The 13,973-nt window shown below is 48.4% G+C and carries 13 protein-coding genes and 1 pseudogene; 5 read left to right on the top strand and 9 right to left on the bottom strand.

Annotated elements, in window-relative coordinates; all coding sequences use genetic code 11:
- Positions 1 to 131 precede the first annotated feature (131 nt).
- The 3 genes from ACZ5R2_RS20895 to ACZ5R2_RS20885 all read right to left on the bottom strand — a co-directional run bounded on the left by ACZ5R2_RS20895 (position 132) and on the right by ACZ5R2_RS20885 (position 4,009).
- A complete protein-coding gene (locus ACZ5R2_RS20895) occupies positions 132 to 1,070 on the bottom strand; it encodes an endonuclease (protein WP_464902699.1) in 939 nt (312 codons plus the stop codon).
- Positions 1,071 to 1,200: 130 nt separating this feature from the next.
- Entirely contained in the window at positions 1,201 to 2,487 is a 1,287-nt protein-coding gene (gene gabT / locus ACZ5R2_RS20890; protein ID WP_464902700.1) for a 4-aminobutyrate--2-oxoglutarate transaminase, read from the bottom strand.
- A gap of 49 nt (positions 2,488 to 2,536) precedes the next feature.
- Complete coding sequence (locus ACZ5R2_RS20885; RefSeq protein ID WP_464902701.1) at positions 2,537 to 4,009, bottom strand: NAD-dependent succinate-semialdehyde dehydrogenase; 1,473 nt, start codon at positions 4,007 to 4,009, stop codon at positions 2,537 to 2,539.
- Between the two features lie 119 nt (positions 4,010 to 4,128).
- Between ACZ5R2_RS20885 and ACZ5R2_RS20880 the strand changes: the two genes are divergently transcribed.
- A complete protein-coding gene (locus tag ACZ5R2_RS20880) occupies positions 4,129 to 5,049 on the top strand; it encodes a LysR family transcriptional regulator (RefSeq protein ID WP_464902702.1) in 921 nt (306 codons plus the stop codon).
- A 35-nt stretch (positions 5,050 to 5,084) separates the two neighbouring features.
- Here ACZ5R2_RS20880 and ACZ5R2_RS20875 read toward each other — a convergent pair whose 3' ends face one another.
- Together ACZ5R2_RS20875 and ACZ5R2_RS20870 are read right to left on the bottom strand one after the other, a co-directional pair.
- Positions 5,085 to 5,309: a hypothetical protein gene (locus ACZ5R2_RS20875; protein WP_464902703.1), complete on the bottom strand. Its 225-nt coding sequence runs from the start codon at positions 5,307 to 5,309 to the stop codon at positions 5,085 to 5,087.
- A 186-nt stretch (positions 5,310 to 5,495) separates the two neighbouring features.
- Complete coding sequence (locus ACZ5R2_RS20870) at positions 5,496 to 6,398, bottom strand: LysR family transcriptional regulator (protein WP_464902704.1); 903 nt, start codon at positions 6,396 to 6,398, stop codon at positions 5,496 to 5,498.
- Between the two features lie 139 nt (positions 6,399 to 6,537).
- On the opposite strand from ACZ5R2_RS20870, the gene ACZ5R2_RS20865 reads away from it, so the two are divergent.
- From ACZ5R2_RS20865 to ACZ5R2_RS20855, 3 genes and pseudogenes are all read left to right on the top strand, one after another.
- Positions 6,538 to 7,842, top strand: coding sequence for a serine hydrolase domain-containing protein (locus ACZ5R2_RS20865; RefSeq protein WP_464902705.1), 1,305 nt, complete (start codon positions 6,538 to 6,540; stop codon positions 7,840 to 7,842).
- 401 nt (positions 7,843 to 8,243) lie between these two features.
- Positions 8,244 to 8,471, top strand: a pseudogene (locus tag ACZ5R2_RS20860) (DUF3622 domain-containing protein); the annotation flags it as partial.
- 320 nt (positions 8,472 to 8,791) lie between these two features.
- Entirely contained in the window at positions 8,792 to 9,034 is a 243-nt protein-coding gene (locus ACZ5R2_RS20855) for a hypothetical protein (RefSeq protein WP_464902706.1), read from the top strand.
- Between the two features lie 112 nt (positions 9,035 to 9,146).
- Here ACZ5R2_RS20855 and ACZ5R2_RS20850 read toward each other — a convergent pair whose 3' ends face one another.
- The 4 genes from ACZ5R2_RS20850 to ACZ5R2_RS20835 form a co-directional block, all read right to left on the bottom strand.
- Positions 9,147 to 9,986, bottom strand: coding sequence for a class I SAM-dependent methyltransferase (locus ACZ5R2_RS20850; protein ID WP_464902707.1), 840 nt, complete (start codon positions 9,984 to 9,986; stop codon positions 9,147 to 9,149).
- A gap of 303 nt (positions 9,987 to 10,289) precedes the next feature.
- A complete protein-coding gene (locus ACZ5R2_RS20845; RefSeq protein ID WP_464902708.1) occupies positions 10,290 to 10,628 on the bottom strand; it encodes a 4a-hydroxytetrahydrobiopterin dehydratase in 339 nt (112 codons plus the stop codon).
- A gap of 38 nt (positions 10,629 to 10,666) precedes the next feature.
- Positions 10,667 to 11,434 carry a phenylalanine 4-monooxygenase gene (gene phhA, locus ACZ5R2_RS20840; RefSeq protein WP_464902709.1) on the bottom strand — a complete coding sequence of 256 codons (768 nt, stop codon included), beginning with the start codon at positions 11,432 to 11,434 and terminating at the stop codon, positions 10,667 to 10,669.
- A gap of 193 nt (positions 11,435 to 11,627) precedes the next feature.
- Positions 11,628 to 12,926, bottom strand: coding sequence for a serine hydrolase domain-containing protein (locus ACZ5R2_RS20835; RefSeq protein WP_464902710.1), 1,299 nt, complete (start codon positions 12,924 to 12,926; stop codon positions 11,628 to 11,630).
- Between the two features lie 109 nt (positions 12,927 to 13,035).
- Between ACZ5R2_RS20835 and ACZ5R2_RS20830 the strand changes: the two genes are divergently transcribed.
- Positions 13,036 to 13,926, top strand: coding sequence for a LysR family transcriptional regulator (locus ACZ5R2_RS20830; RefSeq protein WP_464902711.1), 891 nt, complete (start codon positions 13,036 to 13,038; stop codon positions 13,924 to 13,926).
- The last annotated feature ends 47 nt before the right edge of the window (positions 13,927 to 13,973 follow it).

Below are 13,973 nucleotides of genomic sequence, written 5' to 3'. Positions count from 1 at the left end.
GCTGAATGACAGATATCAAAGTCGCCTATATTGAATGTGGCGGCATTGCATTTGGTGTAGGGTGATAGGTTACAACAAAGGAAAACTGGCTGCTTGATTGGGCCAGCATTGATAGCTGACCCAGATAAGGGTTAATGGACGTCGCAAGCATCATTAACGTAAGGGTTTCGGTTACCTTGTTGGCGCAGAATACGTTCGCCACGAACACACTCATCGGCTTGCACGGGATACTGTCTATTCCACGCATCAAACAGTTGGCGCTTAGCAGAGCTTAACGTGAAGTCAGGATAGGCGTAATCAAAATAGAGATAAGTGCGCGCTATCTGGCCCCGGGTCCATTCAGGGGGCTCTACCGCCCAATCATCTATCTTCATTGGGCAGGTGCCGAAGAAGTTTTCAATATTGGATGACAGCTGAGTAAATCGATAGTTAGAGCGATAGGCGTTGACCGCGCCAATGGCCGGGACGAGATTCCAGCGGTCGGCGTGCATATAACGAAATTGCTCACTATGCTTGAGGGCACAATCGCGATTACTTAACCGGCGACCACGGCTGTTGAGGCAGCGTTGATCATCTTGAGCATAATGCCATGCCTCAAACGCGCGGCCGAAGTTTTCTGCCGGGACGATGTGCTCCCACTCGATACGTTCACTGCGGCGCTGGTATCCCGGTGTGCTAAAGCCAGCCGGAAGTTGGGTGTTCCCATCTGAGTCGTAGCCAGCTTGGCAATAAAAGGTCACTTTATGATCTTTAAAAATCTCGCGCATTTGGCGCTTGGCGGCGTTGAAAGAGGGGTTATTGGTGTTGCCCTTTGTCGATAGAGGCTGCGGCTCTTCTGGACGAGTCTCTGGCTGTGTCACTGTAAGCGTTTGCCCTTTAGGCAGGCGTCCACCGGCATCGATACACTGGCTTAGGTTAGGGTAGGTTTTCGTCGCGTTAGTCCGTGCAAACCATGGGCTGTCTTGGTCATGGCAGATCCCACTTTGGGACAGTTTGACTTCTGCATACGAGGAGGCAGAGAAAAGGGCAAAGAGACTGAACATCAGTCGGAATACAGATTGATACGGCACGGGATACAGCTTGAGTTTAGAGTTAAGCTTCTATCCTAAGAGATTGAATGGGTTTTGACTAGGTGTTAATGAGGGTGCTTTTGCTTGACTGATGGCGTTGGCCACAACAGAGCGATCAACGCCATTTTTATTAGTGACTGGTCACGACACTCTCAAATAGCTCACTAAACTTAGCTAACCCTTCTTCCACGATCTCATCGCTGCTGGTGAGGGCTGGCAGGAATCGTATCACGTTGGCATAGAAGCCGCAGGCCAGCAGCACCAGGCCATATTCCGCTGCCTTGGCAACCAGAGCTTGGGTTAACGCCACGTTAGGCTGTTTACTGTCCCCATCAATCATGAGCTCCAGGGCGATCATCGCGCCTTGGTTACGCACGTCAAGGATATGCTTAGGATAGCTTGCCTTGAGAGTCGACAGCGCCTGATTGAATTGGCTGCCAATCTGGTTAGCACGCTCAACCAGGTTTTCATCCTCTATCACGTCAAGCACGGCGAGTGCGGCAGCACACGCGATGGGCGAGCCGCCGTAGGTGCCGCCAAGCCCGCCGGGTAGGGGCGCGTCCATGATCTCGCTCTTACCAACCACTACAGATAGGGGATAGCCACCCGCCACGCCCTTGGCCATGGTAATGAGATCAGGCTCGACTCCACTGTGTTCGATACTGAACATCTTGCCGGTACGGGCAAACCCGGTCTGAATCTCGTCGGCGATTAGCACAATACCGTGTTGGTCGCACAGCTTACGTAGCTCAACCAATAAAGCCGTCGGCGCAGGATAGAATCCGCCTTCGCCTTGAACTGGCTCGATAATGATTGCCGCCACATCCTCTGGGCCAATATCGACCTTAAACAGATTCGTTAGGGCATTCAAACTATCCTCAACCGAGATGCCGTGGGCATTGATGGGGTAAGGGATATGAAAAATATCACCGGGGAAGGGGCCAAATAGGTGCTTGTAGGGCGCCACTTTGCCGGTCAGCGCCATTGCCATATTGGTTCGGCCGTGGAAGCCGCCGTTAAATGCAATCACGCCGCGGCGGCGCGTATAGGCGCGGGCAATTTTGACGCTGTTTTCGACGGCCTCAGCCCCAGTGGTGACAAAAATGGCTTTTTTTTCTGAAGGCCCAGGGGCAATAGTGGTGAGCTTTTCTGCCAGCTCCACGGCGCTCTCATAGGGATTAACCATCAAACAGGTATGGCTGAACTTATCGACTTGGGCTTTGACCGCTTGGGTAATCTTTGGATGACTGTGGCCGGTATTGCACACGGCGATACCCGTAGCAAAATCGATGTAGCGTTGTCCTTCGACATCCCATATTTCGGCGTTTTGAGCATGCTCGACATAAACGGGATAGGCATTACCTTGGCCGCGAGCAAACACTTGCTGCTTGCGCTCTTGTAGTTGCGAGTTGTTCATACTATTCCTTTAGCACTGATGTTGTGATGTTGTGATGTGTGTCATTGGGTTATTGAGTCAGGCCACCCATGCATAAGTATTTGATCTCCATGTACTCATCAAGACCATACTTCGAGCCCTCACGGCCTGAGCCTGATTGTTTTACGCCGCCAAATGGGGCAGAGACATTGGAGATGGCGGTATCATTGATGCCAACCATGCCATACTCGAGCGCTTCAGCGGTGCGCCAAATTCGCCCGATGTCTCGGCTGTAGAAGTACGCTGCGAGCCCATACTCGGTATCGTTCGCCATGGCGATGACTTCATCGTCATCGTTGAAAGCGATGAGCGGAGAGACCGGGCCAAAGATCTCGTTGCGTGCTACTGGCATTGAGTTGGTTACCTTAGTGAGCACGGTAGGCAGATAAAAGTTGTTACCCAGTGGTGAGCGCTCACCGCCCAGTGCGAGTTGAGCACCTGCAGCGAGTGATTCGTTGACTAAGGTTTCTACGTCACTGACGGCATCGGCGCTGATCATCGGTCCTATGTCTGTCTCAGGCTGCGTGCCAACACCAAGCTGCAGCTTACTAACGGCGGCAATAAATTTATCGCTAAACTGCTCGAGTATCGATTGGTGGACAAAAATGCGATTAGTACAGATACAGGTTTGCCCGGCATTGCGATATTTCGAGCTCAACGCGCCCTGAACGGCGGCGTCGATATCGGCGTCATCAAATACGATTAATGGCGCATTACCACCCAGCTCCATGGAGACTTTTTTGACCGTTGAGGCACATTGACTGATCAGCGCTTTACCTACCTGGGTTGAACCGGTAAAGGTGAACTTGGCAATATCTGGATGCTGAGTCAGCACCTTACCCATGCCGCGCGCATCACTGCCGACCACGACATTAAACACCCCAGCAGGGATACCCGCGCGCTCAGCGAGTTCGGCCGCAGCTAGTGCCGATAACGGAGTTTGTGTTGCAGGGCGCACCACAAAGGTACATCCAGCTGCAAGCGCTGCCGCGGCTTTGCGCGTGATCATCGCGTTAGGAAAATTCCATGGCGTAATCGCGGCGACAACGCCAACAGGCTGTTTAATCACCAGGATACGCTTGTCATTGGCTGGCGCAGGAATCGTGTCACCATAGGCACGAGTGGCCTCTTCGGCAAACCATTCAACAAAGCCAGCGCCGTAGTTGATCTCGCCTTTGGCCTCAGCAAGCGGCTTACCTTGCTCCAAGGTGAGGATATAGGCCAGGTCGTCTTGGTGCTCAAGCATCAATTGATGCCATCTTTTAAGCAACTGGGCTCGCTGCTGAGCGGTTTTTTGACTCCAGGTCGACAGCGCTTGCTTGGCGGATTTAACCGCAAGTTCGGTTTCAACCACACCGGCATCGCTGACATGGGTGATCACCGAGCCATTGGCTGGGTTGACGACAGCAAGTTGAGCCTCGCTGCTATGCCAACTGCCATTGATATAGGAAAATTGCTTGATAAGTTGACTGTCGTTCAGTGTAAGTTGCTGGTTGTCTCTCATAATGCACGTCCTTTTTTCACCTCTTTGTTCACCCATGACTATTGAAGACCAATTTCGAATCGGTTTAAATATCAAACTATTAACTGAATGTTTGAAGTGCATAAAACAATGGAGTGTTCATGCGCAGAAGCTCAATTATCCCGAGACCCGTTACTGAGTATGACTTACGCCTGCTACGGATCTTTGTGTCTGTGGTGGAGCATGGTGGCTTTTCGGCGGCTGAGAATGCGTTGGGGATCACGCGATCTACTATCAGCGTGCATATGACCAATCTTGAGTCGAGAATGCAGCTCAAGCTTTGTCGTCGCGGGCGAGGGGGCTTCTCTCTCACTGAGGAGGGGCAGATGGTGTATCACGCAGTCATTAACCTGTTTGAATCACTGGATGAGTTCTCCCTACTGGTGGGTACGCTAAGCAAGGATTTAAGTGGCGAGCTGGTGATCATGTGCTCTGATCAACTGGATAGTAAAAAGCAGCAGAAACTCGCGACAGCGATTGAAAATATCCACGATCAATCCCCCAACCTGCATATCGTACTGGATGGTGATACCTTGCCAAATATAGAGCAGCAATTGCTCAAAGATAAAGTTCACGTTGGTCTGTTGACTCAATCACAAACCATTGAGGGACTGGATGATACCATCCTTTCCCGCGAGCCGATCTATTTGTGCTGTGGGCGCAAACACCCATTCTTTGAACTGGTTGATAGCGAAATCAGTGCTGAGTACTTATCCAAAGTAGCGACCATTCATCCCGGCATAGACCTTCCACCTGATGGCCGAGAGCAGCTGAAAAAGCTCCAGCTCAGCGCCAAGTCCTATCAGTTTGATATGCGTAAAACGATGATCATGTCCGGTAAGTACTTGGGCTATATGCCGCAGAGCTATATTCAGGATGAGCTTAACCAAGGGATAATCAGGATTATTCAGCCTAGCTTACTTTCTTACCAGTTTGTTTTGTCGCTGGTGAGTAAGAAAGTGCCGCGCGAGCCACGCAAGGTCGAGCTTGCACGTTGTGTATTGGCTGAGGCATTTGTATAGTGCGCAAGCTTGGTAATTAACTATGCGCGCTTGAGCTACTGAGTTACTTTGAACATTTGATAGTTTGCTTTTTGAGACTTAGCTTTTTGGTACATAGAGGCAAAGTCGCCCTCACAGTCATTGTGGAGTAAGAAGCGGGCGAGATTCTCAGGCGATGAGTTCATCAAAGCGTCCAGTTCGATATGAGTGCGGCGGTCGATCAGGAGACAGGTGCCGCTATCGGCGTTGTAATTTTTGCATTGATGGTTGCACTTGCTCATTCAATCGTCCTTCAAAAGAAAAACCCAATACAAGATACTGTTTTTATAACTTATATTCAACTGGGTGCATTTAGATCACAACCGGCTTTTGTAAAAAAAATGTTGTAGCGCAAATACTTGTTTCGCAATATAGGATTCCCATTCTATTTCTACTCCCCGGCACGTTAACGGATTTAGACTATGGCTTTAATGTGCGAGTTGCTCCTGGAATAAGTTGATAAGCAGACCACGAACGTAACTATGCAATGGTGCATGCTGGTTGCGTTTATGCCAGTAACAGTAAATAGGAACTTGGGGTAGCTCTTCTATGGGCTTAGCGATTAATGTGGTTTGTTTGAGACACTCAAACGCTAGGTGTGATATCACCGTTAAGATCTGACTCCCCTGAATTGCCTCGGCAAGTACTGTGTAACTGGTCGCCGACACTTTCACGCGGCGCTTTTTACCCAGTTTATGTGCCAGTTGGTCCAGTGGCTTTTGGCCAGGCCCAGCGGGTAGGAGCAGGGCATGGTCAAAGTCAAAGATCTCCTGTGTATCAAATTCTTGGTTGGCTAATGGGTGGCTCTTATCCATTACAACATTGAGCACAGATTCAGTCAGCTGGCGGCCATGTATCAGAGGGTTCTGATGGGATAGCACATTAATCGCTATGTCCACCTCTCCATCCACGACTTTGCGCTCGGTTTCAAGATCCCAATCCCACACTTCAATCTCTACATGCGGTGCCTCAAGTTGCAGTTGCTTAACCAGTTTGGGGATCAGTGCGGCAGCCGTGACGTCTTGCAGGGCTATTTTAACCACACCACTCGCCCTGTGGGGCACGAATTTGGCCGGTTGTAACAATTGTTCGAGTTGCTCTAACGTCTCCTCTAATTGCGAAGCCATCTCGAGCGCCCTAGCGGTCGCCTCGAATTTCTTTCCGGTTGCGATGAACAGTGGGTCATCGAGCTGTTGTCTTAACTTATTTAGGTGGTATGTCACGCTAGCTCGGTTCATGTTGAGCTTCTCTGCGACCAGCTTTGCGTTGCGATAATGAAGTAAATAGTGGAGAACTTGCAGCGATTTGATCTCAAGATTAGGCCATCGCATAAATGCACCGTTTTAAATTTTAAAATTATGGTGATTATAATTTTAAATATCTTAAATGGAAAGTGACGGGCTACACTATTTAGGAAGTCATCAAGTTGATGATCAGAAGTTCCCTACAAGTAAAATAGAGCACCACTATATGCTAAAAAAATCACTTATAGCCTTGTCACTGGCAATCACTTGCTTACCTGCAATGGCGCAAACCGGAAACAGTGCATCAGAGATCGATGTGAATAAGATCCGCGAGATTCAATCTTACTTTGCTGAGGATGCCCACCGCTCTCACATTCTAGTGCCGTCTGACAAAACCCTTTACGCGTGGCAAAATATGTCTCGTTTCTACCGTACTGCCCTTATCCAACGTGAGGGTGCAGTCAGTGAGCTTGAGTACGACTTGATACCAGAGATCGGCAAGATTGAGTACCAACGTAATGACGGTAGCAAAGAGACACTTGAAGGGCATTTAGCAAAATATCCGACTGATGGTTTCCTTGTCGTACACAAAGGAAAGATCGCATTTGAGTATTACAGTGACACAATGCGTCCTTTCGATCTGCATAACTGGTACTCTTCTGGCAAGATTTTGGGTTCGACTATGTTAGCGATCCTAGAGACGGAAGGTAAGGTTGATGTCAATAAGCCGGTGTCTTACTACTTAACTGAGCTTAAAGACTCGGTTTGGGATACCGTTAAAGTGGTTGAAGCACTTGATATGACGACCGGACTAGATTCAACCGAGCACGATGAGCCAACACGTGACTCGCGCACTAATCCAGATCAAGGCTGGTATCGCTGGGCAGCAAGTCTTGACCTGTTTGATGATCCACGTGGATTGAACGAGACACCGATTGATGTGCTGCGCAGTATGAAGCGCCGTCAGCCGGCCTACTCGGCTTATGAATATAATTCGATCAATACTTTTGTTATCGATCTAATTGTTGAGCGAATTACCAACCAAACCCTTCCTGAGTTATTGAGCGAGACCATCTGGCGTCCAGCTGGTATGGAATCAGGCGCGTACATTGCTGTGAGCGACACGGGCCTACCGACATCGTTTGGCACCATGAACTCAACGCTACGTGATATGGCGCGTTTTGGTATGGCCTATACGCCGAGCTGGAAGGTGCTATCTGATACGCCAGCCATCCCACAAAGTGTTATCGAACTTATTCAAAAAGGTGGTGATCCGGAAATTTACAAGCACGGATACCTTGGGCCAAGAACAACTGAGTTGGGTTTCTCTGGTGAGCAGGGGATCACTAACCGTTATCAGTGGGACGCAGTTTTTGCTGACGGTGACTTTTGGAAGAAAGGGGTAGGTGGCCAAGGCTTATACATCTCACCAGACAAAGACCTAGTCATTGTCTACTTCGCAACGGGAACAGGCAACGATCAAGAGGAAACGATTACTCGCGAAATTGCCAAGTACTTCTCTTCTAACTAGTCAAAAATAGCTGAAATAGTTAGAGTAGAGGCTCTTTTACTCCGAGGGTCAAGCCATCCATACCCTAATAAGGACGGCTTGTCTCCGAGTATCTGAGCCTTGGCCTCTTGTGGCAACATGATTTGTGCAGCAGCTTAGCGTCAAAGCGATCAACGTTGGGTATAGCGGGTGCCATTGAGTTAATCGTTGTGGTGCGAATGCTCGCTAAAAGGCCCATCATTGTCGTTACTGAGAAATAATTATCTTAATCTGAACTTCTATGCTTTAATGGCGCGCCTTTGATAGATGGTGCCGCGATAGGACACCTTCTATAATTTTCCAACCAGCTTAGCTAGAGTTGGTTATGTCCTTGGGGTGAAATTGATTAGCCCAAGCCATACACAGATTTTAGAGAACGATATATGTCTGAGAGTAAAAAGTTTACAGTCCAAACAACAGAGAAGCGTAATGGTTGGTGTGCTGAGATTGTTCGCCAAGTGTCATCACGCAGAACGACTGTTTCTAAGCGACAAACTGGTTTCGAAACTGAGGCTGAAGCGCAAGCATGGGGCGAAAAAGAGCTAGAGGGCTTTGTTAAAAACCAAGTTGAGCGCAACAAGCGCAAATCAGCACTTCGCCAAGATAAAGACTAAGCCGGGCTCTTGACCGATGCATTTGAGTCAGCGACACCTATGCTGACTCGAATCTTTCTTTACCTCATCTCAGTTTTCTTCTCACTCTCGTTTCGACCGCCGTTTTGGCCGTATTTGATCTGTCCCAAATAGCACTCATAAAGGCGCACTAGCAAAAATTAGGCTCGATGAGGTTAACTTTGCTTGAGTAAATCGTTTTAGATTACTGTGTTTGGGTAGTCATTTTGTGGTTAAACTGCATGATGTGACAAAAGATAGATCATCAACATTTGCGGCTTTCCATAGGTACCGACAAATTCTGAACAAAAAGGCTTACTATGAATTTTGATATCAACGCACTCAAACACCACCAACTGGTAGAGGATGGTCAACTCGAAGGATGCTATATTCATCAGCCAGTACCGGGCAGTCAGCAAGACGACAAAGCGGTTGTGGCAGAGCGAAAAGCGTTAGAAAAGATGGGTTATAAGGTGGTACAGGTTAAAGCCAAAGGTGGGACAACGACGTTTGCCGAGGCTATGCAAGAGCTGGCCAAAAAGACCGGTCACCAGCCCAAATAATGGAAAAAAGCTACACCCAGGTTATCTTAAGGTGCAGTTTCAGTGATCTTGACGAGTTGAGAACATAGAGAGCTAAAAAGGGGGAATATTTCCCCCTTTAGGCTAATACCAGTTATTTGTGACTGATCACTAATGCCATTTCATCACCATCAGAGAACGGTTTGCCTCTTAGATCATTGAAGGTTCGCTTTATCTCTAGCCCATGAGCGGCCAATTCTTGGCTTAGGTCTTCAATGGTGAAATGTTGAAGCCAGTTAAGTACTGTCCACTCTTTATCTTCTTGAGCGATCACATACTTATCCAAAGTGACCTTCTCATCATCGTATTTGAATGAAGATTGAATGCACCAGTAGTCCTTGTCACTCCAAAAGCCATTCATCGCGTTTTTCTCTAGGTTAAGAGACTCATTTTGCTTGGTAAACCGGGTTGCAGTATAGACATCAAGCGCAATCGAGCCATTGGGGGCAAGTAAAGACTTAAATTTCCCATACAGCTTAGAGCGTTGCTCTGGATTTAAAGCACACAAGTCGCACATCACTAAGGTGATCAAATCAAACTTGCGAGGGTCACTGTACTCTAGGTAGTTTCCATAGTTGTACTCAACGGCAAGGCCAGCTTGCTTTGCTTGCTCTTTTGCGTACATCAAGGAGTTCTCAGAGAAATCCAAACCAACAACGGTGCCAACCCCTTTTTGCTTTAAACGATGGGTATACAGGCCCGGACCACAACCAAAATCGATGACTTTTGAGTCTTCGCCTAACTTAAACTCAGAAACCAACCACCCAACAGACTCTTCGATGAAGGAAGCCGTTCGCGAGGCAAGGCTCAAATCAGGGTTCAGGTGGAAAGCCAGCATTTGCTGAGCAATATGCTTATCAGTCCAAAGAACATCAGCAGTATATTCAGACCAAATGGCAGGTTTAGTGGTTGCAGTATCAATTTTTTTAAACATTTTTGTAATTCCGACAATGATTTAATTGCCGTCCTCACAACATACTACTGGGCCAATGATTGCCCCAAAATGCAGTAAGGACGCGTTAATAGGGTAGTTTTTTTATTAATAATCATTGCAAGAGCCTCCTTAAAAAAGATTAAAAATCAGGCGGAGACTATATCACGGTTGGAATTGTGTCAATTGGCGTGATTATGGCTTAAGCCCTAGTATTGTTGGCTGGATAATCACCGTAACCCATAACAACGTAGGCCGAGCAATAACGGTATTGCATGTCGGTATTTCATCAAAAAGACGCGATCCTTATTTTGCCATAGATAGGGCATCGCATTTAGCTGCGCAAATAAAATCATTCTGATGCAGCCCCTTAATTTTGTGGCTCCACCAAGTGACGGTGACTTTTCCCCACTCTAGTAAAATCGCCGGATGATGAAACTCATCTTCTGCTAACTGTGCGATCTGGTTAGAGAATGCCCAAGCGTCTTTGAAGGTCTTGAAGGTATATTGCTTTTCTAGTTGCGGGATACCATCTCTTACCATTATCTCCCAATGTTCGACTTGGCTTAACAGTGTTTGTTGCTCTTGAGCCGTTAACGCGGTTGCATCGCTGGTACAGGCTTCACAGCGGAGTTGATTTAGCATAGGTTCTTTTCCTTGTTAACATCAGTACTGATTAGAGTTTAGAAAGGCGGTGCCAATAAGCCAGCCCTCATGGCTTGCTTAACTTGCTCAGTAAGGTGTTGAGGGCGTAGGGCATAGAGCTGCTGAATCTCTTTTAATACAAAATACGTCGGCTGCATAATGTCGATTCGATAAGGGGTTCTCAGCACAGTATTGAGCTCGAATGCCTGACGTGACGGCCGTTGGTCCTCTAGAGCGTAGCGCGTCTCACTCGGGGAGGATAAAATGCCGCCACCATAGATCTTGAGCTGCCCATGTTGCTCAACGAGGCCGAACTCAACGGTAAACCAGTACAAGCGAGCCAGGTAACTGCGCTGCTTTGAGTCGGCATGATGGCCAAGCTGGCCATAGGTGTGGGTAAACTCAGCAAACTCTGGATTGGTGAGCATGGCGCAGTGGCCAAAGATCTCGTGGAAGAAGTCGGGCTCTTGCACGTAATCGAACTCGGCTCGTGAGCGAAGAAAGGTCGCAACGGGGAATTTGCGCTGCGCCAGGAGGGCAAAGAAGCGATCAAAGTCGATCAGCGCTGGCACTGCTTCGACCTGCCAGCCGGTCTCGTTGAGCAGTACGTGGTTAATCTCGGTGAGTTGTGGGGCTCGGTTGCGTGGCAGGTTAAGTAACTCCAACCCTCGGATATACTCTTTACACGCACTCTGCTTGACTAAAGGTAGTTGCCGAGAGACTAAATCATGCCAGATTTGGTCTTCTTCGCTACTCCAATCAAGATTACCGTGCTGATCAACAGGCTTGGATACATAGTGAGTCATGTCGCCACCGAGAGAGGTTTGTTTACCTCAAGCCTATGTCTAGACACGAATGGCGACAATTATCGGGTGTAAATTCCGCACACTTTACGCTGTAACAATTATTTTACATACAACGGTTAACGATGAGGGCAATGAGCCAGACGAGCTTATAAGTCACTCATCTGGCTCATAAATACACGTTGTTTCGCAGGTATTACTTCAGATGCTCGGCAACCGCATCGTGAGAGATCATGCGAACCTTGTTCTCAGTGCGTCTCGCATTGGATGCTGAGGCAGCGGAAGAGAAGCTGGCAATCACCAAATCCTGCTCTTGGTTAATGTACATTACCTGACCAAACACGCCGCGGAAGGTACCGATGCCTTTGTCACTGTCGTGAACCCACATGTAGTTCTTATAGCCTTCTAGTTGTGGGTCGTAGGCTGCAGCGCCTTGCTCTTTGTAGATGCTGCGCTCAGTATGTAGGCGCTCTTCATCGGTAAGTGCAAACGTATCCTTGACCCAATCTTTAGCAAACACTTGCTCACCGTTGTATTTACCGTCGTTGGCTATCGCCATACCGACACGAGCAAAGTCACGCAGCGTAGTGTTGAAACCGCCAGTGGCAATTGGGTTAAATGACGGATCGGTCCAGTAGAAGGCATCATGCTCAACGCCGAGTTTGTTCCATACGTTGTCAGCAATAAAGGTTTGCAGTGGTTGTCCTGAAACGCGGCTAATGATCCAACCAATCACGTCGACGTTAGGAGAGTGGTACTCGAATTTGTAGCCTGGTTCCAAATCTGGGTTTTGGGTGAACATTGGGGCGAACTCAAGCAGTCCACGAGGGGTGTCATCCTTGGTAGGATCAATGCCGTAGTACTGGATTGCAGGGGCAAAGCCAACGCGGCTAAAATACTCGGTGACCATTGCGCCTGGGACCATGTTTTCATAGTCTTCGGAGTAATCCAGTGCTGTGACCATATTGAGCACTTCACGCACCGTGCGCTGACCAAAGTGCTTGCCTTTTAGTTCAGGGATGTAGCTCTCAACTTTCGCATCAACGTCGACTTTGCCCTGCTCAACCAATAGGCCCATCAACTGGCCGGTTAAGGATTTTGTTGAAGATGCCCAAAGGTGGTGGTCGCGCTCAGTAAATTCATTGAAGTACTCTTCGTAGATTATCTCGCCCTTGTGCACGACGACAAAGCCATCGGTGTGGTCGTTGATCATCGCCTGACGCAGGGTAATTTCCTCGCCCTCATACTCAAAACGAATGTTGGCAATATCTGAGTCAATGGCTTCAGGGATCTTAACGATGTCGCCACCGCGCGGCACCATCACATTAGGCTGAATACCTACGTTACGGAAGGTCCAGTGGTTAAAGGGTTGCGCGCCCCAGTTCATCAATGTAGCTTGTTTTTCAGGTGCCGCCGGTACGGTATCCATAACCGTTGCTGATACGCCAGAGGTCAGACCTAGTGCTACCAAGCCTGCAATCAGAGTTTTCTTCATTGTTTTCTCTTTTTTGTTGCACGTTGAATTTACCGACTACTATACGTAAACTACAGGCCAACAAACACAGGCATTATGTTGGTGCTTTACGTTCATTGAGGTAAAATAAATGATCACTCTCGAACAAATTAACTGTTTTCGCGCCGTTTATGAGCATCAGAGTTATAGCGCGGCGGCGCGTAGTCTGAACAAAGACCGAACCACAGTGCGTGAGAGGGTCCTGACGATTGAAGATACGATCGGTTTGCCTTTGTTTGAAATTCGCGGCAAAAAAGCCGTTGCCACCGAACTGGGTCGTTACCTCTATCCAAGAGCGCGCAATATTAGTAAGCAAGTGGATGATTTTGAACAAGTGGCATGGTCGGCCTGCAGTGCGCAATTAACCGAGCTGACCATCCACTACGATACGCTGATCCCGCACTCATTATTGCAAGCGGTGAATGTCTGTATTAAGGATAAAGCGCCATGGCTGCAAGTTCATTGGTTGCATCGTAATCGAGATGAGAGCTTTACCGCGTTAGAAAAAGGCCAAGCCCAATTGATGCTCTCATTGCTCGGAGGAGGGACGACTGCACCAGCGAAAGTCGGGGTGACCAACCTTGGCGCGTCGCAATATGCAGGATATGCGCACCCGCGCAGCAGTTTGTTTGAGCACCATGCCGTCAGTCTTTCCCTGTTGGTTAGTGAGCCTCAGTGGCTGATTGAAAACACCCCCCAAAGTGTCCTCAAAGTGTTTGAGGTATCAGGTCAAATTCAGGTCGTGAGCAATGTGGACTTGATGGTGAAGCTGCTGGAGCAGGGTGGTTGGGGGCTACTGAATGTGGAAGATGCCGAGGGCTATGTTGCGCAAGGGCAACTGAGACAACTTCCCACCCAGGAGTTATTGCAGGCGTTCTCGAGTAGTATTGTGTTGTTTTATAGCTTTGAGCATGAGACCAACCCGGTGATTGCTCATTTGCTGGCGAAAATACCAGAGCTCGCCCGCCAATACCTAAGCTAATCGGACTCCCTTTAACGGATAGCCTGTGAAAGACACAGGCTATCCGG

The organism is Vibrio sabulosilitoris (genome assembly GCF_055391395.1).
This window is presented reverse-complemented; position numbering and strand designations above follow the sequence as displayed.